The organism is Massilia psychrophila (assembly GCF_002760665.1).
Lineage (GTDB): Bacteria > Pseudomonadota > Gammaproteobacteria > Burkholderiales > Burkholderiaceae_D > JAFCUW01.
In genome coordinates, this window is record NZ_PDOB01000001.1 from 234,623 (window position 1) to 255,000 (window position 20,378).

Here is a 20,378-nt window from a genome sequence, read left to right on the forward strand (position 1 = left end):
CGCGAAGGTCGACCGTAACGTCCCGTTATGCCAGCCCGGAAGCGACGGCGTGCCGGAATATCTGGCCGCAGATCTGCTTGATCTTGTGTGCCGACTCGATGGCGCCACGCGCTTCAATTTTTTGCAATGCCCCCAGCACGTCGCGCGGTTTTACCGTGGATATCGGCATCCAGCCGATTTCGGGGAAGATGTTCTTTTCAAGCCAAAGCAGTGTTTTTCGCCTGCGTGCTTTCGGCGCGCTCGGCCGCAGTCTTGTTGAGCCACTGGCGCGCCATTGCTTCGAAGGAGTTGAGCGCCGCCGCCGTATTGGCCAGCTTGACATCGCGCTTGGCCTGCCCAGGGTCAACATCGGTCGCTTTGAGTTGCCGCGCCGCTGCGCGCGCAGCGCGCGCTTGGGTAAGGCTAACCTCGGGGTAGGCGCCGAACGAGAGGCGGCTTTCCTTTCCCGACGACTGCATAAATTTCATGCGCCAGAGCTTTGATCCTGAGGGAGTGATCTCCAGGTACATGCCGCCGCCGTCGGCCAGCTTGTAGGGCTTCTCCTTGGGCTTCGCGTTCTTCACGCGCATGTCGGTCAGCGGGGCGACGAGACGGGGCATTTTAGGGGCAGCCTTTGGGGCAGTATCAGCAAATGCCCCCGATAGTGCCCCTAAACTAAGTGAGTGTCAATTGGCAAACTCGGGCATCCTGAGCGTAAAAAAGCCCCTAAGCGTTTGATTTCTTAGGGGCTTTTTGGCAAACTTTGGTAACGTTGGTATGTAAGCTGGTGCCCAGAGCCGGAATCGAACCGGCACGCCGCGAAGCGGCAGATTTTGAGTCTGCTGTGTCTACCAGTTCCACCATCCGGGCAGCACGACAGCACTACATACGCAAGAGCAGGATTATAGACGACCGCGGGCTAGAAAACGAGGGTTTTATGCAGTCCGATCGTTGTGGCGCAATCTTCGCGCGGCGCCGCCTCAGTTGATCAGCTTTTGCTGCAGCATGCGCAAGGTAAAGATCGGGCCGTCAATGGTGATCGCGTGCTCGCTCATGGTGACGGCAATGGCGTGTTCCTTCCAGTGGAACAGGCCCGTGCTGCGGCTGTAGCGGCGGGTGTGGCCGGTCACGGGCAGCTGCGCGCTGTAGCCCATCGACACGATGGTCTGGTCGAGCGTCTTGAGAAAGTAATGGGCGTGGAAGCGGGTCACCACCTGGAATTTTCCGGGCAGGGCGGCAAACAGTGGCGCCAGGCCGCCCAGCAGGACCGGCACGATGATGTAAGCCACCGGTGCTGTCGGATCGATCGCCATGAACAGCAAGGCGATGCACGCCAGGCCGGCGCATAGCGTCACCGCCAGCGACAGGGACTGGCCCCACGACTGGAGCGGGCAAAAAAATCGGAAACTATCGTGCGACCGGACGACCTGCGACAGCGATACGCTTTTCATGATGAGCTCCCCAAATGGACCCGTTAACCCTCAGTCATTCTCGGCGCCATCGCCATTAGCGAATTGATATTTATCAATTCTCATGGCAGTGTCCGGTTGGGGGGGGGGGCGTGGGCGCCAGCGCGCCATCACGCCGTTACGTCATCAGTAAGAAATTTTCGCCGTGATCTTCATGTGGCCGGCACCGTGGCGCGGCGGTACAGGCGAAAACGTTCTTCGCGGTCGTACGGGCGCCGGCCTTCCCACAGCAGCAGCCAATGCTTGCCGCGGAAAGCTTGCTCAACTTCGCGGGAATCCTTCAGGTTGGTGCTGTCCTGCAGCAGCAGCAGGTCGCACTGGACGCCTTTGACCCCGGCGAAGGTGAGCCCGCCATAGAAGGCGAACGAGGCGCGCTGGGCCGGCGAGACGTTGGTGGCAATGCAGCCGCCGCCTTCTCCTTCGCTGTTTGGCAGGTTGGCGGCAATGTGCCGGGCCACGCTGCGGTAGCTCTTGCCGTAATTGAGCTGGGGCAGCAACAAGGTCATCATTAGCACCCAGAACAGGATCAGGCCGCCCGACGACAGCACCACGGCGCGCCACAGCACGGCCGGATGGCGCGAGATGCGCCAGTGCACCAGCACGAACCAGCCGATGGTGGCGGCAGCGGCCACCAGGAAGGCGACCATCCCGAATTCGCTCTGGAAATCGGGCGCCAGGCGCGCTGAATTTTTGGCCAGCTGCGCCGGCCAGCCGGTTAGCGTGGCGATCCACCACAGCCATGCCAGGCCGGCGATCATGGTCAGCACCATCACCGAGAACCAGTCGATGGCGTTGATGGCGCCGCGCTTCATTGCCGGCAGGCCAAACGCGGCCATGATGGCCAGCGGCGGCAGCAGTTTGAGCAAGTCGCCACTTTCGGGCGCCGGGTCGAGCAGGACCAGCAAGGTCAAGGCACCCACAAAGCTCAGCGGCAGCACGATGTGCAGCAGCCGGCTCTGGCGCCGCCAGGCGTAGATCGCCCAGCCGGCAAACGGCCAGGCCGGCCAGAAAAACCACAGCCCGACTCGGCAAAACGCCTTGAGCGAATGCCAGCTCGGCCAGCCGATCTGGTTCAGGTTCCACCTCTGCCAGGACGCGACCGGCGATAGCTGATAGGGGTGCAGTGTTGCGGCCGGCAAGATCCACACCAGCGCCAGCAGCAGTGCGACGAGTGCGGCAATGGCCATGTCGCGCAGCGTGCGCCCGGCCGGCATGTCGAGGAAACGGGTGCACAGCAACAAAGCCAGCATCAGGGTGCAGGGCGACAGCCAGCCGCGCGTGAGCGTCAGGGCGCCCAGCGCCAGGCCGATCAGGCCGGCATTGGCAGTGCTCGGCGCCTCGACGTAGCGCACCGCGCGGTATAGGAAATACGCCAGCAGCGAGCCTTGCAGCGTGACGGCCAGCGTTTCGTGGCTGTTGACCAAGAGGCCAAGGCAGCCGAGATAGATCAGCAGCGCGGTGTCGGCCAGGGTGCGGCCGTAGTCGTCCGGCTCGGGCTGGCCGCCGAAGGCCAGCCGCAGCGGCTGGGCATCGGCGCGCCGGCCAAGGTGAAAGGCGGTGTACCAGACCGACAGCGCACCGGTCACAAAAATGCCGATGGTCGAGATGCGCGCGGCCATCACGTCGCCGACCAGCCAGCCGAACAGCTTGATGCAGACGGCGCCCAGCCAGAACGCCAGCGGGCCTTCGTCGAGCGCCGGCAGGCCGGCGATGTTGGGCGCCAGCCAGTCGTCCAGGCTGCCGTGCGCCATGGTCCACATGATGCCGTAGCTGGCGGCGTCGTCCTTCCACAAATCGCGCCCGATCAGCCCGGGCAGGATGTACAGCAAACCCAAAGCGAAGATGGCCCAGCGGGGCAGGGCCAGGGTGGCGGCGGCGGAAAGACGGACTGGCTTCATCGATAGCATTTGTGGCGGGCACAGCCCTTGACTCGAATAAGTGGGTAGTATCCGCGAAAAAAAAGCAGCCGGAGCTGCTTTTTTCACATGCGGCGGAAAACTTAGCCGTTTGCGACGGCGGTCTTGGAGCCGACAGCGCCGAATTTCTGGCGGAATTTCTCGACGCGGCCGGCCGTGTCGACGATCTTGTGCTTGCCGGTGTAGAACGGGTGCGATTCAGCCGATACCTCGATCTTGACCAGTGGGTACTCTTTACCTTCGTGAGTGATTTTGTCACGGGTGTTGATGGTCGAGCGGGAAACGAATTTGAAGTCGCACGAAACGTCGTGGAACACGACATCGCGGTAATCTGGGTGAATATCTTTACGCATGGTCTTGCCTCTTAAAAGTTGGTAGCCAAACTGCACTTCGGCGGTCGTCTTGCCTCTTGACCCGATTGCTGATCACTTGCCAGGGGTTAAATACTGCAACCGACGATTATACAGGCGTTTTAAGGTATCAGGCAATAAACGGCGGCCCAAGGCGCCAGTCAGCGAAAAAGGACACCGCGGCGTCCTTTTGGTGATGGTGCAGCAGGGGTTTCATGGGGCACCGCCGCATGTCTGCAAAACGGCCTGGCCATATCGGCCAGGCTCACCGCGGGTTTTATCCGCCCCTTCTCATCAGGTCGAAGAACTCATTATTGTTCTTGGTCGCCTTCATCTTGTCGAGGATGAACTCCATCGCTTCGATCTCGTCCATCGAGTACAGCAGCTTGCGCAGGATCCAGATCTTTTGCAGTTGGTCCGGTTTGATCAGCAGCTCTTCGCGGCGGGTGCCCGACTTGTTCAGGTTGATCGCCGGGTAGACGCGCTTCTCGGCCAAGCGGCGCTCGAGGTGCACTTCCATGTTGCCGGTGCCTTTGAACTCTTCGAAGATGACGTCGTCCATGCGCGACCCGGTTTCGATCAGGGCGGTGGCGATGATGGTCAGCGAGCCGCCTTCCTCGATGTTGCGGGCGGCGCCGAAAAAGCGCTTCGGACGCTGCAGCGCGTTGGCATCGACACCACCGGTAAGCACCTTGCCAGATGCCGGGATGACGGTGTTGTAGGCGCGCGCCAGGCGGGTGATCGAGTCGAGCAGGATCACCACGTCTTTTTTCATCTCGACCAGGCGCTTGGCTTTTTCCAGCACCATCTCGGCGACCTGCACGTGGCGGGTGGCCGGCTCGTCGAAGGTCGAGGCGACCACTTCGCCGCGCACCGAGCGCTGCATTTCCGTTACTTCTTCCGGGCGCTCGTCGATCAGCAGCACGATCAGGGTGCAGTCGGGATGGTTCGCGGTGATCGCGTGCGCCATGTGCTGCAGAATGACCGATTTGCCCGATTTCGGCGACGCCACCAGCAGGCCGCGCTGGCCTTTGCCGATCGGCGCGATCAGGTCGATGATACGGCCGGTGATGTTTTCCTGGCCCATCATTTCGCGCTCGAGGCGCAGTGGCTCGTTCGGGTGCAGCGGGGTCAGGTTCTCGAACAGGATGCGGTGCTTCGACGCTTCCGGCGACTCGCCGTTGACCTTGTCGACTTTTACCAATGCGAAATAGCGCTCGCCGTCTTTCGGGGTGCGCACTTCGCCTTCGATCGAGTCGCCGGTGTGCAGGTTGAAGCGGCGGATCTGCGACGGCGAGATGTAGATGTCGTCGGTCGAGGCCATGTAGCTGGCGTCGGGCGAGCGCAAAAAGCCGAAGCCGTCCGGCAGCACTTCGAGGGCGCCGTCGCCAAAAATTTGTTCGCCTGACTTCGCGCGCTTTTTCAGGATCGCAAACATCAGTTCTTGTTTGCGCAGGCGGGCCGCGTTGTCGATATCGAGGCCAATTGCCATCTCGAGTAGTGCGGAGACGTGCATCGCCTTCAGTTCAGATAAGTGCATGAGTTGGGTCCCGTGACGGGAAATAAAGGTAGGGGAGGGAGTTGCGTGGGTTTATCGGGGCAGGAGGAATTCAGACGAAGCTGAATCACTTCCCAACCGGATCAAAACGACAGTGCGGGCGCGCTGCCGTCGCATATCATATCAGATGTTGCTGTCGATGAAGGAAGTCAGCTGGCCCTTGGCCATTGCGCCAACTTTCTGCGCTGCCGCGACACCGTTCTTGAACAGGATCAGCGTTGGGATGCCGCGGATGCCGAACTTGGCCGGCACGGCCTGGTTGGCGTCGACGTCCATTTTGGCGATCAGGATCTTGCCGTCGTATTCCTTGGCAACTTCCTCGAGGATCGGCCCGATGGCCTTGCACGGGCCGCACCATTCGGCCCAGAAATCGACCAACACCGGACGTTCCGACTTGAGGACGTCGACTTCGAAGGATGCATCGCTGATGTGTTTAATATTTTCGCTCATGTCTTGCCTCAATAGAGGGTGGGGATCAAATACGCCTAGGACTGCCGAATGATCGCTCGGCACGCCGGCGGGCTTCCTTTTTTGCAACACTCTTGCAACACACTTATGGTGGCGACGGAAAGCGCTATTTCAATAAGCGGAAGGGCGGCGCGGGGGCGTCAGGCGGGGGATTAGACTAAATAATAACCTATTTTTAAAAAAAGAGAGACGCTTCGTGTGAAAAGTTGAGTTTTGTGCAAGCGCGGATGCGGCGGCCGAACTTATTGCATCCTGGCGATGCTTAGCTGACGCTGCCCGTATACTGAACCAGAGCGCCCGGGTGCCACATCGTCACCACCGACGCCACCTGGCCCATCGAGGTGGTGCGGCGCCTGAGCACCAGGCAGCTCTGGCGCAGCTCTAGCGCCAGCATCTCGGCCACCTCGCGCGGCGCCGGCAGTGCTTCGATGCTGTAGATGGCGCCTTGCAGCGGCGCCGCCTGCATCAGGTGCTCGTTCGGCGTCATCACGGAAAAATTTTGTTCCAGGTAGCGCGGCGCGCAAGCCGGATTGACCCAGCGGTCCTCGACCTGGATCGGCGCCTCGTTATCGAAGTGGACGATCACGGAATGGAACAGCGCGCTGCCCGCAAGCAGGGCGAACTGGTGCGCCAGCAACTCGCCGGCGTGGCTCGATTCGAGCAGGCGCAGGCTGCTGCGGTGGACGTGGCCGCGGGCGCGGATCTCGTCGGCGATGCTTTTGATCTCGACCAGCGTGGCCTGATATTTTTTCGGCGCGACAAACGTGCCGGAACCCTGGCGGCGCGTCAGCACCTGCTCGGCCGTCAGCTCGCGCACGGCGCGGTTGACGGTCATGCGCGAGACGCCGAACTGGCGCACCAGCGCCAGCTCCGACGGCACCACTTCGCCTTCCTTCCAGGTGCCGGCGGCGATCTCGCCCACCAGGTAGTCTTTGATGCGCTGGAAAATAGGCGTGCTGTCTTGCGCGATCTGCTCGTCCAAACTACCCTCCGAAGGTGCGGCCGAAATGCCGATTCTAGCACTTCAATTCAAAAGCAAGACGCGGGGTTTTTTTCGCCACGCCGCGGCGCAGGATGGCGGTTCGCCACAAAAACACAGAGGAACATGATGCACACAAAAACGCTCGCCGCCGCGGCAGAAACGATGACCGTGAAAGGAGAATTTTCCGCCGGCTACGGCTACGGCACCGACGCCGAGCGCTGGGACGCGCTGCAACGGCGCGACGCCGGCGCCGACGGCGTATTCTGGTATTCGGTGAGCAGCACCGGTGTCTATTGCAGACCGTCGTGCGGCGCGCGCGCGGCCTTGCGCCGCAACGTGCGCTTCCACGACAGCTGTGTTGACGCCGAGCAGGCCGGATTTCGCGCCTGCCTGCGCTGCAAACCCAAGCTGGCGCCGCTGGCCGAACGGCACGCGCAGGCGGTGGCGCAGGTTTGCCGCCTGATCGACGCCGCCGCCGAAACCCCCGACCTCGACGCGCTGGCGCAGGCCTGCGCCATGAGCCGCTTCCATTTTCAGCGCGTCGTCAAATCGCACACCGGCATCACGCCGACAGCGTTCCGTGGCGGCGGCAGCGGTTGCGCGATCCGCTTTGCCATCGGCGCCTGTTCGCTCGGCGCGATCCTCGTGGCCGCCACCGACAAAGGCATCTGCGCCATCCTGATGGGCGACGACCCGGACCTGCTGGCGCGCGACCTGCAGGACCGCTTCCCGCGCGCCGAACTGCGCGGCGCCGACGCCGATTTCGAGGCAACCGTGGCGAAGGTGGTGGGACTGGTGGAGGCGCCGGCCATCGGCCTGGACCTGCCGCTCGACGTGCGCGGCACCGTTTTCCAGCAGCGCGTGTGGCAGGCCCTGCGCGCGATTCCTTCCGGCGCAACTGTCAGTTATGCCGAATTGGCGGCGCGTATCGGCGTGGCGGCAGGCGCGCGGGCGGTCGCCGGCGCCTGCGCGGCGAACCCGATCGCGGTGGCGATTCCCTGCCACCGCGTGGTGCGCCAGGACGGCGCGCTGTCGGGCTACCGCTGGGGCGTCGAGCGCAAGGCGGCGCTTTTAAAGCGCGAGGGCGGCGCGTAATGCAGCTTGACCGGCTCAACCGGCTCGACTGTGAAAAAGTGAAAAAGGAAAAAGGGGTCTGACCCGGTTTTCAGGAAACATATGCATTCCGGGTAAGTGTGAATGACCAGTTTGACCATTTTGCAAATTTCTATACACTCTGTATTACTGTTTCCCATATTGCTGTCCATCCTGACGACCGGAGAAAAATCGATGCGCCTGTTTCCCTTGCAATGTTCCTTGTTTGTTGTTGCCTCCCTCGCTGCCTTGAACACCGCGCAGGCCGATACGGTGCTCGATCACGCCAACGGCTACACCCTCAACAGCAAAAACGAACTGGTGCGGTTCACCGCGCTCGCCTTCGACGACAGCGGCCGGATCATCGCGGTGGGCAGCGCGGCCGAAGTTGCAGCGTACGTGAACGCGAAGGCGCCGAAGGCGAAGCACATCGACATGAAAAACAAGACCGTGCTGCCGGGGCTGATTGACGCCCACGGCCACATCTTTGGCCTGGGCGACATGCTGACCCAGCTCGACCTGTCGAGCAGCGCGTCGCTGGCCGATGCGCTCAAGGCGACGGCAAGCTACGCTGCCGCCAATCCGGGCCAGAGCTGGCTGCGCGGGCGCGGCTGGAACCAGGAGATCTGGAAGCTGGGTCGATTTCCGACCGCCGCCGAACTCGATGGTGCGGTGCTCGAGCGCCCGGTGTGGCTGGAGCGGGTCGACGGCCACGCCGGCTGGGCCAACAGCGCCGCCCTCAAGCTTGCCGGCATCACCAACGGCACGCCCGACCCGGTTGGCGGCAAGATCGTGCGCGATGCCGCCGGCAAGGCGACGGGCGTGCTGGTCGACGCCGCCCAGGACCTGGTCAACAAGGTGCTGCCGAAACAGACCGAGGCCGCCGCGCGCACAACGCTGGAGCGCGCGCTGGCCGAAATCGCCCGCGTGGGCCTGACCAGCGTGCACGACGCCGGCATCGACACCGGCAACGACCGCCTGTACCGCGATTACGCCGACCACGGCAAGCTGACTGCCCGCGTGTACGCGATGATCGGCGGCACCGAGCGCGACTTCGACGTGCTTGCCAGCGCCGGTCCGCTCAAGTCGTACGCCAACGACATGTATGCGCTGCGCGCGGTGAAGCTGTACGCCGACGGCGCCCTCGGCAGCCGCGGCGCGGCCTTGAGCGCACCCTACAGCGACGAACCGAAGTCGCACGGCCTGCTGTTTCGCGGCGACGCGCAGATGCGCGCGATGATGGAAAAGGCGATGCAGAAGGGCTATCAGGTCAACGTCCACGCCATCGGCGACGCCGGCAACCGCCAGGTGCTGGGCGCCTACCGCACACTGGCGCCAGCCACCGGCGGCAGCCTTCTGCGCCACCGCATCGAGCATGCACAGGTGGTGGCACCGGCCGACATCGCGCAGTTCAAAAATATCGGCATCATCGCGTCGATGCAGCCGACCCACGCCACGTCCGACATGAACATGGCCGAGCAGCGCATTGGTCCCGCGCGCATGAAGGGCGCCTATGCCTGGCGCAGTTTCATGAAGCAGGGCGCGCGCCTGGCTTGCGGTTCCGACTTCCCGGTCGAGTCGCCCAATCCGTTCTACGGCATCCACGCCGCCGTCACGCGCCAGGATGCGGCCGGCATGCCCGCCGGCGGCTGGCATGCCGAGCAAGCCATGACGCTGACGCAGGCGCTGCGCTGCTTCACGCTTGACGCCGCCTATGCCGGCCACCAGGAAAACGCCATAGGCTCGCTCGAGGCGGGCAAGTGGGCCGACTTTATCGTCATCGACCAGGACCTGTTCAAGATACCGGCCGCGGCGATCCGCAACACCGTCGTGCTGCAAACCTGGGTCGCCGGTCGACAAGTGTACGGCCAGAAATAAGCGGGTATGCAGGGCGCGATAGGGCTGATACGGCACCGAAAACCGTTGACCATCTTGTATAGACAACTTAGACTCGAGCGACTTCACTTATCGACGGAGCTGCCATGAACACCGATGCGAGCCAAGATTCCGACCTGCGCCTTGATCCGCGCTTCGACCCTACCCGGGTCATCCGCGCGCCGCGCGGCACCGCGCTGTCGTGCAAGAGCTGGCTGACCGAGGCGGCCTACCGGATGCTGCAAAATAACCTCGATCCGGAGGTGGCGGAGCATCCCCAGCACCTGGTGGTATACGGCAGCATCGGGCGGGCAGCGCGCAACTGGGCCTGCTTCGACCAGATCCTCGCCTCGCTGCGCACCCTGGCAGACGACCAGACCTTGCTGATCCAGTCGGGCAAACCGGTCGGCGTGTTCCAGACCCATACGGACGCCCCGCGCGTGCTGATCGCCAATTCGAACCTGGTGCCGAAATGGGCCACCTGGGAGCATTTTAATGAACTCGACCGCAAGGGCCTGTTCATGTACGGCCAGATGACCGCCGGCAGCTGGATCTACATCGGCACCCAGGGCATCGTGCAGGGCACGTTCGAAACCTTCGCCGAAGCCGGGCGCCAGCACTTCGGCGGCGACTGGGGCGGGCGCTGGATCCTCACCGCCGGCCTGGGCGGCATGGGCGGCGCCCAGCCGCTGGCGGCCAGCTTCGCCGGCGCCGTGTCGCTCACCATCGAGTGTCAGCAGAACAGCATCGACTTTCGCCTGCGCACCGGCTACCTCGACATGCAGGCCGACGGCATCGACGACGCCTTGGCGCGCGTGGCTCACCATACCGCCAGGCGCGAGGCGGTGTCGATCGGCCTGCTCGGCAATGCGGCCGAGGTGCTGCCCGAGCTGGTGCGCCGCGCCAAGGCCGGCGGCATCATGCCTGACCTTGTTACCGACCAGACCTCGGCCCACGACCTGATCAACGGCTACCTGCCGGCCGGCTGGAGCGTAGCCGAGTGGAAGGCGGCGCAGAAGGATCCACTTGAACACGCGCGCCTGCGCGCCGCCGCCGCCATCTCCTGCGCGCGCCATGTGCAGGCGATCCTCGACTTCCATGCGATGGGCGTCCAGGCTGTCGACTATGGCAACAACATCCGCCAGGTCGCCTTCGACCAGGGCGTGGCGGACGCCTTCTCGTTCCCCGGTTTCGTGCCGGCCTATATCCGGCCGCAGTTCTGCGAAGGGCGCGGGCCGTTTCGCTGGGTGGCGCTGTCGGGCGACCCGGAAGATATTTACAAGACCGACGCCAGGATCAAGCAGCTGTTCCCGGCGCAAAAGCAGGTGCACCACTGGCTCGACATGGCGCGCGCGCGCATTCCGTTCCAGGGCCTGCCGGCGCGCATCTGCTGGCTGGGCCTGGGCGAGCGCCACCTTGCCGGCCTGGCGTTCAACCAAATGGTGCGCAGCGGGGAGCTGAAAGCGCCGGTGGTGATCGGCCGCGACCATCTCGACACCGGCTCGGTGGCCAGCCCGAACCGCGAAACCGAGAGCATGAAGGACGGCACCGACGCCGTGTCGGACTGGCCGCTATTGAATGCCATGCTCAACACCGCCGGCGGCGCGACCTGGGTTTCGCTGCACCACGGCGGCGGCGTCGGCATGGGCTTTTCCCAGCACGCCGGCATGGTCATCGTGGCCGACGGCAGCGAAGCGGCCGCCAGGCGACTGGCGCGCGTGCTGGTCAACGACAGCGCTTCGGGCGTGATGCGCCATGCCGATGCGGGTTATGAAACCGCGATCGCCTGCGCCGCGCGGAACCAGCTCGATATTCCAATGCTCAAACAAGCATGACTACTGCGACCGAAAACTGGACCCTGACCCCTGGCGCGATGGCGCTGGCCGACCTGCGCGCCGTGTGGGTCGCGCCGGTAACGGTGGCACTCGACGACAGCGCCTGGCCGGTCATCGAGGCGTCCGCCGCCGCGGTACGCGCGATTGTCGCGAAGGGCGACGCCGCCTACGGCATCAACACCGGCTTCGGCATTTTGGCCCGGACCCGCATCGCCGACGACCGGCTCGAGCAGCTCCAGCGCAACCTGATTTTGTCGCATGCGGTCGGCACCGGCGCGCTGTTGGATGACGGCGTCGTGCGCCTCATCATGCTGATGAAGATCGGCAGCCTGGCGCGCGGCTTTTCCGGCGTGCGTCCGCTGATCGTCGAGACGCTTGTCGCGCTATACAACGCCGGCATCATGCCGGCGATTCCCGCCAAGGGCTCGGTCGGCGCCTCGGGCGACCTGGCGCCGCTGGCGCACATGACGCTGGCGATGCTGGGCGTCGGCCAGGTGCGCTTTAACGGCGAGCTGGTGGCCGCTGGCGCCGCGTTGCAGGCGGCCGCCATCGCGCCGGTGGTGCTGGCGCCAAAAGAAGGGCTGGCGCTGATCAACGGCACCCAGGTGTCGACTGCGCTGGCGCTGCATGGCCTGTTCATGGCCGAGCGACTGCTGGAAGCGGCGATTGTCGCCGGCGCGCTCTCGCTCGACGCTGCCAAGGGCAGCGACGCCGCGTTCGACGCGCGGGTGCACGCGGTGCGCGGCCAGAGCGGCCAGATCGCCGTCGCCGCGCTGTACCGCGAACTGGTGGCCGGCAGCGCAATCCGCGCCTCACACCTGGTCGGCGACGAGCGGGTGCAAGATCCGTACAGCCTGCGCTGCCAGCCGCAGGTGATGGGTGCGGTGCTCGACATCATCGGCAACGCCGCACGCACCTTGCTGATCGAGGCTAACGCGGTGACCGACAATCCTCTAATCTTCGCCGACAGCGGCCAGATCATCTCGGGCGGGAATTTCCATGCCGAGCCGGTCGCCTTTGCCGCCGACACGCTGGCGCTGGCGATTGCCGAAATCGGCGCGCTGGCCGAACGCCGCATTGCGCTGTTAATCGACGCCACCTTGTCAGGCCTGCCGCCGTTCCTGGTGCGCGATGCGGGCGTCAATTCCGGCTTCATGATTGCCCACGTCACCGCCGCCGCGCTGGCGTCCGAGAACAAGTCGCTGGCCCATCCGGCCAGCGTCGATAGCCTGCCGACCTCGGCCAACCAGGAAGACCACGTCAGCATGGCCACCTTCGCGGCGCGCCGGCTTGACGATATGGCGCACAATACGGCGGTCATCGTCGGCATCGAATTGCTGGCGGCGGCCCAGGGCATCGATTTCCACCGGCCGCTGGCCAGTTCAACGCACCTCGAACAGGTCCACGCGCAGCTGCGGCGCGAGGTGCCGTTTTACCAAGTCGACCGCTTCTTCGCGCCCGACATCGAGGCGGCAAAGCAGATGGTCATCAGCGGATCCTTGAGCGCCTCGCGCAAGGAACTGTTCTCGACGCTGTATCGATAAGGCGGGCAGACGATGGATTTTCAGTGATGGATTTTCAATTCACGGCCGGCAGCATTGCGCTGGTGGTGTCGATGCCGCACGCCGGCACCGACATCCCCGATGACATCGCCGCGCGCCTGGCGCCGTGCGCGCAGGCATTGGCCGACACCGACTGGCACCTGCCCGAACTGTACGGCTTCCTCGGCGAAGTTGGTGCTTCGACCATGAGCGCGCGTTGGTCGCGTTACGTCATCGACCTGAATCGCCCGCCCGAGGACAGTAACCTGTATCCCGGCCTCGACACGACAAGCCTGTGCCCGCTTGATACGTTCGGCCGCGAGCAGCTGTACCAGGATGGCCAGGCGCCATCGAAGGACGAAGTGGCAGACCGGCTGGCGCGCTACTGGCGGCCGTATCACCGGCAGCTGCGCGCCGAACTCGATCGCCTGCTGGCGCTGCACGGCCGCGTGGTGCTGTGGGACGCCCATTCGATTGCATCAACCGTGCCGCGGTTTTTCGATGGCCGCCTGCCGGACCTGAACTTCGGCACTGCCGGCGGCGTTTCGTGCGCCGCATCCCTGGCCGACGTTGTGATCGCCCCGGCGCGGGCATCCGGGCGCTTTGGCATCGCGCTCGATGGCCGCTTCAAGGGCGGCTACATCACCCGCCATTACGGCGCGCCGAGCGCCGGCGTGCATGCGATCCAGCTCGAAATGTGCCAGAACCTGTATATGAACGAGAACGCGCCGTTCGCGTACCGGCCGGACCTCGCGGCCCAGGTCCAGCCCCTGCTGGGCCAGATGATCGGCGCCGCCGCCGGCTGGGTGCGTCAGTGGACGCCAGCATGAGCGCCAGTGTCAACCCGGGCGCGCTGTTCGCCCGCCACACGCTGCTGGCGCAAGGCTGGGCGGCCGACGTGCTGCTAGAGTGGGACGGCGCAGGAAACCTGCTGGCGGTCACCCCTGGCGCGGCGGCGCCGCCCGGCGTGGAGCAGGCGCAGCTGGTCTTGCCCGGCATGGTCAACCTGCATTCGCACGCCTTCCAGCGCGCGCTGGGCGGGCTGACCGAAACCGCCGGCGACAATCCACACAACCCACACAACCCACACAATCCACACAATCCGGACAGCTTCTGGACCTGGCGCGACCTGATGTACCGCTTCGCGCGCAACATCACCCCCGGCCAGATCGAAGCGATCGCCACCCAGCTGTTTACCGAGTGCCTGCGCCACGGCTACACGGCGGTATGCGAATTCCATTACCTCCAGCGCGCACCGGGCGGCAGCGTGTATCCGCGCCCGGCCGAAACGGCCGAAAGGATCGTCGCCGCCGCGCGCGCGGCCGGCATCGGCCTGACCATGCTGCCGGTGCTGTACAGCCACGCCGGCTTCGGCGAGCAAGCGTTGAGGGGTGACCAGCAGCGCTTTCGCAGCGATCCGGCGCAGGTGCTTGGCATAGTCGACGCGCTCGAGGCCGAGCGCTGCGGCCAGCTCGAAGTCGGCGCTGCGCCGCATTCGCTGCGCGCCGCCACGATCGCGCAAATCCGGGAACTGGCGCAGACGCTGCCGGCCGGCCGGCCGCTGCACATCCACATCGCCGAGCAAGAGGACGAGGTGCGCCAGTGCCTTGCGGCCACCGGCATGCGGCCGCTGCGCTACCTGGCCGAGCACGTTGCGTTGGATGAGCGCTGGTGCCTGGTGCACGCCACCCACATCGACGCCGATGAAGTTGACCGCGTGGCCCGAAGCGGCGCGGTGGCCGGATTGTGTCCGAGCACCGAGGCGAATCTGGGCGATGGCCTCTATCCGCTGGCGCAGTTTATCGCCGCCGGCGGGCGCTTTGGCATCGGCAGCGACAGCCACGTATCGCAAAGCCCGGTCGAAGAGTTGCGCTGGCTCGAGTACGGCCAGCGCTTGCGGCACCAGCGCCGCAACGTGGCGGTGTCGCCGAGCCAGCGCCGGGTCGGCGACTTCCTGTGGCAGGGCGCGCTTGCCGGCGGGGCGCAGGCGAGCGGGCGCAAGGTCGGCGTACTTGGCGCCGGCATGCGCGCCGACCTTCTCGTGCTCGACAGCGAACACCCGAACTTGGAAGGCGTCGCCGTCGATGACGTGCTCGGCGCCTTCATCTTCGCCGGCAACGACAACCTGGTGCGCGACGTGCTGGCGGGCGGGCGCTGGGTGGTGCGGGACGCTCGCCACGTCGACCAGGACGCCATTGCCCGGCGCTACAAACAAACCCTCGTCGCACTGCGGGAGTATCGTTCATGACTATGCTGATTGCGTTTGCCGGCCTGCTTCCGGTGCCGTGGAAAAACGGCGGCGGCAGTACCACCGAGATCTTCGCCCTGCCGCCCGGGGCGCTGTTCCACGATTTCGACTGGCGCATCAGCCTGGCGACGATTTCACAGGATGGCCCGTTCTCGCTGTTCCCCGGCGTCGACCGTACGCTGGCGCTGGTCGAAGGACCCGGCCTGGTGCTCGACATCGACGACAGCCGCTTCATGCTCGACGAGATGGACGCCATCATCGAGTTCGCCGGCGAGTCGGCGGTCCGGGCCAGCCTCGACGGCGGCCCCACCATCGACTTCAACGTGATGAGCCGGCGCGCGGTATGCCATCACAAGTTAGGCCGCCGGCGCCTGGAGGGCTCCTCGGTGTTCGCGCCGCGGGGTGACCGTTCGGTGCTGTTCCTGGCCGAGGGCGAGTCGTTGTCGGTCAGCAGCGAACACGAGCGCGTCGGCCTGGTGCGCTTCGACGCCATCGTGTTCGACACCGAAACCGTGTGGACGCTCGAGACACAGGCGGCGACCGTGTTCATCGTCGATCTTTTCTACCGCTCTCCCGCTGTATGACCGGGGCAACGCTTTTCACCAACGTCCACCTGGCGACGGTGGCCGGTGACCTTGGTGATTGCAACGGCGAACTGCGCGACGGCGCGGTGCGCGTCGAGGGCGGCCGCATCGCCTGGATCGGGCCGCGCGCCAAGGCGCCGGGCAAGGACGCCGCCACCGTTGACTGTGGCGGCCACTGGATGACGCCGGGACTGATCGACTGCCACACCCACATCGTCCACGCCGGCAACCGCAGCGACGAATTCGAAGCGCGCCTGAACGGCGCCACTTATGAAGACATTGCCCGCGCCGGCGGCGGCATTATGGCCACCGTGCGCGCCACCCGCGCTGCCAATGAAACCGAATTGCTGCGCCAGAGCCTGCCGCGCATCGCCTGCCTGCTGGCCGAAGGCGTGACCACGATCGAAATCAAATCCGGTTACGGCCTCGACCTGGCGACCGAAGCGAAAATGCTGCGCGTGGCGCGCCGCGCCGGCGTCATTTTGCCGGTTGGCGTGGTCACCACCTTCCTTGGCGCGCACGCGCTGGCGCCGGAGTTTGCCGGCCGGCCGGACGACTACATCGACGCCGTGTGCACTCAGATGCTGCCGCGGCTGGCGGCGCAAAACCTGGTCGACGCGGTCGACGCGTTTTGCGAGCATATCGGGTTTTCGAACGCCCAGACCGAGCGCGTGTTCGCTTGCGCGCGCGCGCTTGGCCTGCCGGTCAAGCTGCACGCCGAACAGCTGTCCGACCAGGGCGGCGCGCAGCTGGTGGCGCGTTATGGCGGCTTGTCGGCCGACCACCTCGAGCATGTCAGCGAGGCGGGCATCCGTGCCATGGCTGGCGCCGGCACGGTTGCCGTGCTGCTGCCGGGGGCCTGGTATTTTTTGCGCGATACGCGCGTGCCGCCGGTGGCGCTGCTGCGCGCGCTCGGGGTGCCGATGGCGGTGGCGACCGACTGCAATCCCGGCTCCTCGCCTTTGATGTCGATCCTGCTGGCGATGAACATGGCCTGCACCTTGTGGCGGCTGACGCCGCGCGAGGCGCTGGCCGGCTGCACCGTCAACGCCGCCCGCGCGCTCGGACGTCAGGACAAGATCGGCACGCTCGAAGTGGGAAAACGCGCCGATTTCGCACTGTGGGAGATCGACCGCCCGGCCGACCTGGCTTACGCGATGGGCTTTAATCCATGCCGCGGCGTGGTCAATGGCGGCGTACCGCGCGAGCCGGTGGTAAGCTGGCGCCCCTGATGGTTTCTGGAGAACGCGTGCGCACCAAAATTGACACGGCGGTTCGCCGGCTTGCAGTGTTCATCCCTGTGGTGTTCATTTTTATGAGCGGCGCGATGTTGGCGGCCGGCGCTGCGCAGGCCGACGCCAATAAGGTGCTGAAGGTCGGCTCGAAACGCTTCACCGAATCGTACATCCTCGGCGAGGTGCTGACCCAGAGCGCCGCACAACACGGCAAGGCCGAGCACCGCCAGGGCCTGGGCAACACCGCCATTGTGCTGGCCGCGCTGCAGGGCGGCAGCATCGACGTCTATCCGGAATACCTCGGCACCATCGACCTTGAAATCCTCAAAAACGAGAAGCCGACGACGCTGGCCGAGATGCGCGTCGCGCTGGCAAAAATCGGCCTCGGTGTCGGTGTGCCGCTTGGCTTTAACAATACCTACGCGCTGGCGATGCGCGCCGACAGTGGCAGCTTCGCGACGATGTCGGACCTGACGTCTCGCCCCGAACTGAGGTTGGGCCTGTCGCACGAATTCATTGGCCGCGCCGACGGCTGGCCGGGACTGGCCAAGCGCTACGGCTTGCCGCAGCAGCCGCGCGGGCTCGATCACGGCGTCGCTTACGAGGCGCTGGCGCAGCGTCAGGTCGACCTGATCGACATCTATTCGACCGACGCCAAGATCGGCCAGTACGGCTTGCGCCTGTTGGACGACGATTTGCATTATTTTCCGCGCTACGACGCGGTGCTGCTATACCGGCTCGACGCGCCGCGCCGCTTTCCCGCCGCCTGGCACGCGATCGAACAGCTGGAGGGCCGGATTTCGGCCGAGGCGATGATCGCAATGAATGGGGCGGCCGAACTGCAGGGCCGGAGCTTCGCCTTGGTTGCCGCCAACTGGCTGGCCGGCGTGACAGCGACACCGAGTGCGACGGCGGCAAAAGAAGGCGGCACTCTGGCAGCGAAGCTGTTCGACCCGAGCCTGTGGAAACTCACGCGCGAGCATGTCACGCTGGTGCTGTTCTCGGTGGTGCTGGCCTGCCTGGCAGGGATTCCGCTTGGCGTGCTGGCGGCGTTGGCGCCGCGCCTGCGTCACCCGGTGCTGGCGCTGGCCGGGGTGCTGCAGACGGTGCCGTCGCTGGCCCTGCTGGCGATGCTCATAGCGTTCACGGGGAAGATCGGCACGGTGCCGGCGCTGGTGGCGCTGTTCGTGTACGCGCTGCTGCCGATCGTGCGCAACACCTGCACCGGCATCCAGCAAGTGCCGCCGGGCCTGCGCATGGCGGCGCTGGCGCTCGGGCTGAACCGGCGCAGCCGCCTGCTGCACGTCGACCTGCCGCTGGCGCTGCCGGTGATCCTGGCCGGCGTCAAGACGGCGGCAGTGATGAGCGTGGGCACCGCCACCATCGCGGCCTTCATCGGCGCCGGCGGTTACGGCGAACGGATCACCATCGGCCTGGCGCTCAATGACAATGACATGCTGCTGGCCGGAGCGATCCCGGCGGCCGTGTTGGCGCTGCTGACGCAAGGCGTGTTCGAGGTGCTTGAATGGCTGCTCGGCAGGCGCGGGCGAGGCTAGACTGTTGTGGCCGTCTATTGACAAAAATCAACCTGAAACTTTTCATCTGGGTAATTATTGAAGCATTGGTTTCACAGATGCGTTCGATACGTAATTCCAGTCTCCCCTCCCATCCCCAGCGAATGGGTTAGCCCACGGTGGTTTTCAGCCGTGGGCTTTTTTATGATTCTTTACAAAATTACCCGCGCTTGCCGCTGGCCAGTTCCGTCAGCGCGTCGCCGGCGACGCGGCAGATGCGCCATTCCGGCATGACGTCGGCGCCGACGCCCTTGTAGAACTGGATCGCCGGCTCGTTCCAGTCCAGCACCGACCATTCGAAACGGCCGCAGCCGCGCTCGAGGGCGAGCTGGGCCAGCTTGACCAGCATCTGGCGCCCGAACCCTTTGCCGCGCTGTGCCTGCTTGACGTACAGGTCTTCCAGGTACAGGCCTTTGCGCGTGAGGAAAGTCGAAAAATTGTGGAAGAACAGGGCGAAAGTGACGACCTCACCTGCCTCGACACCGACGATCGCCTCGCACGATGGATGCTGACCGAACAGGCCCTCGTGCAGCAGCGCTTCGGTGGCGATCACCAGGTGTTCGAGCTTTTCGAACACGGCCAGTTCGACAATCATGGCGTGGATGTGGGCAACGTCGGCAGGGTTGGCGGGGCGAATCGCAAATGGGGTAACAGCGGCGGTGGAAAAAATCATGGAGTCTCGAATACGGGGGTTGGTTGGATGCGCGCGGTTGGGCTTGACACCGTGCGCGGCGCCGGCGCGCGCACGGCCCAGGCCACGCTGGACAGGCACACTACCATGCCAAGCCACTCGAGCGCGCCGGGGCGGTAGTGTTCGAGCTGGATCGACAGCAGCACCGAGATCACCGGCGTGACGACGCCGACGTACACCGCTTTTTGCGAGCCGATCCGGTTAATCAACGTGAAGTAGGCGTTAAAAGCGATCACCGAGCCGAAAATCGACAGGTAGAGCAGGCTCATCCAGTAGTGCGGCTGGGTCGGCAGCACCAGGCGCTCGCCGGAGAGGGCGACCCATACCAGCACCAGCGCGGTGCCCCAAAACATCGACCAGGCCATCGTCAGCAGCAAATTGGGGCACTGTTCTCGCACCTTGCCGACGATCACGTTGCCAGCCGAACTGGCGATCGTTGCCACCAGCGCCAGGCCAAGGCCGAGCAAAAAATGACCGCTGCCGCCTTTCACAATCTCTTGCCAGGCCGTGCCGATCGAGCGCGAAAACAGCAGGCCGACGCCGCCCATCGCGACCGCGCCGGCCGACCAGGTGCGCCAGCCGATCGCGCTGCCGAACAGGATGCGGCTGCAGATCGGCGTCCAGAACACCATCAGCGCGAACAACACCGCGACCAGCGCCGAGACCAGGTACTGCTCTGCGTTGTAGGTGCACAGGTACGACAGGCAGAAGGTCAAAAAGCCCTGCAGCATCAGCCAGCGCTGGGTGCGCCATGGCAGGCGCAGGCGGTCGCCGCGCAGCAGGCACCAGGCAAACAGGGTGGCGCAAGCGATGCCGAAGCGGTAGGCGACCGAGACTGCCGGCGCGACTTCGCCCAACTGCAGGGTGATCGCCCAAAAGGTCGAGCCCCAGATCAGCGAGGCGATGGCAAACAGGAGAGGTGAGGACATCGCGAAAGTATACGAGCTTTCGAAGTTTCTTGTTGGCATTACTATAAAAACG

The 20,378-nt window shown here is 64.9% G+C and carries 19 protein-coding genes and 1 tRNA gene; 9 read left to right on the forward strand and 11 right to left on the reverse strand.

The window, feature by feature from the left end:
- Window positions 1-25 precede the first annotated feature (25 nt).
- The 9 genes from CR103_RS24290 to hutC all read right to left on the reverse strand — a co-directional run bounded on the left by CR103_RS24290 (window position 26) and on the right by hutC (window position 6,722).
- On the reverse strand, window positions 26-307 hold the full coding sequence (locus CR103_RS24290) for a phage integrase central domain-containing protein (protein ID WP_441293455.1): 282 nt from the start codon (window positions 305-307) through the stop codon (window positions 26-28).
- The gene (locus tag CR103_RS23140) at window positions 198-599 is read right to left on the reverse strand and encodes an integrase arm-type DNA-binding domain-containing protein (RefSeq protein WP_229442591.1); all 402 of its coding nucleotides are present in this window, start codon (window positions 597-599) and stop codon (window positions 198-200) included. The genes CR103_RS24290 and CR103_RS23140 overlap by 110 nt, the downstream gene beginning before the upstream one ends.
- A gap of 165 nt (window positions 600-764) precedes the next feature.
- Window positions 765-849 (reverse strand) — tRNA-Leu (locus CR103_RS01110).
- A gap of 110 nt (window positions 850-959) precedes the next feature.
- On the reverse strand, window positions 960-1,430 hold the full coding sequence (locus CR103_RS01115; protein ID WP_099914153.1) for a hypothetical protein: 471 nt from the start codon (window positions 1,428-1,430) through the stop codon (window positions 960-962).
- Between the two features lie 170 nt (window positions 1,431-1,600).
- Window positions 1,601-3,346, reverse strand: coding sequence for an ArnT family glycosyltransferase (locus tag CR103_RS01120; RefSeq protein WP_099914154.1), 1,746 nt, complete (start codon window positions 3,344-3,346; stop codon window positions 1,601-1,603).
- Window positions 3,347-3,447: 101 nt separating this feature from the next.
- Window positions 3,448-3,717: a type B 50S ribosomal protein L31 gene (locus CR103_RS01125; protein ID WP_099914155.1), complete on the reverse strand. Its 270-nt coding sequence runs from the start codon at window positions 3,715-3,717 to the stop codon at window positions 3,448-3,450.
- A gap of 274 nt (window positions 3,718-3,991) precedes the next feature.
- Window positions 3,992-5,254: a transcription termination factor Rho gene (rho, locus tag CR103_RS01130; protein ID WP_099787178.1), complete on the reverse strand. Its 1,263-nt coding sequence runs from the start codon at window positions 5,252-5,254 to the stop codon at window positions 3,992-3,994.
- Window positions 5,255-5,395: 141 nt separating this feature from the next.
- A complete protein-coding gene (trxA, locus tag CR103_RS01135) occupies window positions 5,396-5,722 on the reverse strand; it encodes a thioredoxin TrxA (RefSeq protein WP_099914156.1) in 327 nt (108 codons plus the stop codon).
- Window positions 5,723-6,002: 280 nt separating this feature from the next.
- Window positions 6,003-6,722 carry a histidine utilization transcriptional repressor HutC gene (gene hutC, locus CR103_RS01140; protein ID WP_099914157.1) on the reverse strand — a complete coding sequence of 240 codons (720 nt, stop codon included), beginning with the start codon at window positions 6,720-6,722 and terminating at the stop codon, window positions 6,003-6,005.
- Window positions 6,723-6,884: 162 nt separating this feature from the next.
- On the opposite strand from hutC, the gene CR103_RS01145 reads away from it, so the two are divergent.
- The 9 genes from CR103_RS01145 (at window position 6,885) to CR103_RS01185 (ending at window position 18,688) form a co-directional block, all read left to right on the forward strand.
- Window positions 6,885-7,817: a bifunctional transcriptional activator/DNA repair enzyme AdaA gene (locus tag CR103_RS01145; protein WP_229442617.1), complete on the forward strand. Its 933-nt coding sequence runs from the start codon at window positions 6,885-6,887 to the stop codon at window positions 7,815-7,817.
- Window positions 7,818-8,009: 192 nt separating this feature from the next.
- Entirely contained in the window at window positions 8,010-9,692 is a 1,683-nt protein-coding gene (locus CR103_RS01150; RefSeq protein ID WP_099914316.1) for an amidohydrolase, read from the forward strand.
- Between the two features lie 104 nt (window positions 9,693-9,796).
- Complete coding sequence (gene hutU / locus CR103_RS01155) at window positions 9,797-11,524, forward strand: urocanate hydratase (RefSeq protein WP_099914158.1); 1,728 nt, start codon at window positions 9,797-9,799, stop codon at window positions 11,522-11,524.
- Window positions 11,521-13,068, forward strand: coding sequence for a histidine ammonia-lyase (gene hutH, locus CR103_RS01160; RefSeq protein WP_099914159.1), 1,548 nt, complete (start codon window positions 11,521-11,523; stop codon window positions 13,066-13,068). Before hutU ends, hutH begins: the two co-directional genes overlap by 4 nt.
- Window positions 13,069-13,094: 26 nt before the next feature.
- The gene (hutG, locus tag CR103_RS01165) at window positions 13,095-13,895 is read left to right on the forward strand and encodes an N-formylglutamate deformylase (RefSeq protein WP_099914160.1); all 801 of its coding nucleotides are present in this window, start codon (window positions 13,095-13,097) and stop codon (window positions 13,893-13,895) included.
- The gene (locus tag CR103_RS01170) at window positions 13,892-15,313 is read left to right on the forward strand and encodes a formimidoylglutamate deiminase (protein ID WP_099914317.1); all 1,422 of its coding nucleotides are present in this window, start codon (window positions 13,892-13,894) and stop codon (window positions 15,311-15,313) included. Before hutG ends, CR103_RS01170 begins: the two co-directional genes overlap by 4 nt.
- On the forward strand, window positions 15,310-15,897 hold the full coding sequence (locus tag CR103_RS01175) for a HutD/Ves family protein (protein WP_099914161.1): 588 nt from the start codon (window positions 15,310-15,312) through the stop codon (window positions 15,895-15,897). The genes CR103_RS01170 and CR103_RS01175 overlap by 4 nt, the downstream gene beginning before the upstream one ends.
- The gene (hutI, locus tag CR103_RS01180) at window positions 15,894-17,129 is read left to right on the forward strand and encodes an imidazolonepropionase (protein WP_099914162.1); all 1,236 of its coding nucleotides are present in this window, start codon (window positions 15,894-15,896) and stop codon (window positions 17,127-17,129) included. The genes CR103_RS01175 and hutI overlap by 4 nt, the downstream gene beginning before the upstream one ends.
- Window positions 17,130-17,224: 95 nt before the next feature.
- A complete protein-coding gene (locus CR103_RS01185) occupies window positions 17,225-18,688 on the forward strand; it encodes a glycine betaine ABC transporter substrate-binding protein (RefSeq protein ID WP_099914318.1) in 1,464 nt (487 codons plus the stop codon).
- A gap of 178 nt (window positions 18,689-18,866) precedes the next feature.
- Here CR103_RS01185 and CR103_RS01190 read toward each other — a convergent pair whose 3' ends face one another.
- On the reverse strand, window positions 18,867-19,379 hold the full coding sequence (locus CR103_RS01190) for a GNAT family N-acetyltransferase (protein WP_099914163.1): 513 nt from the start codon (window positions 19,377-19,379) through the stop codon (window positions 18,867-18,869).
- Entirely contained in the window at window positions 19,376-20,326 is a 951-nt protein-coding gene (locus CR103_RS01195; RefSeq protein ID WP_099914319.1) for a DMT family transporter, read from the reverse strand. The genes CR103_RS01190 and CR103_RS01195 overlap by 4 nt, the downstream gene beginning before the upstream one ends.
- Window positions 20,327-20,378 lie beyond the last annotated feature (52 nt).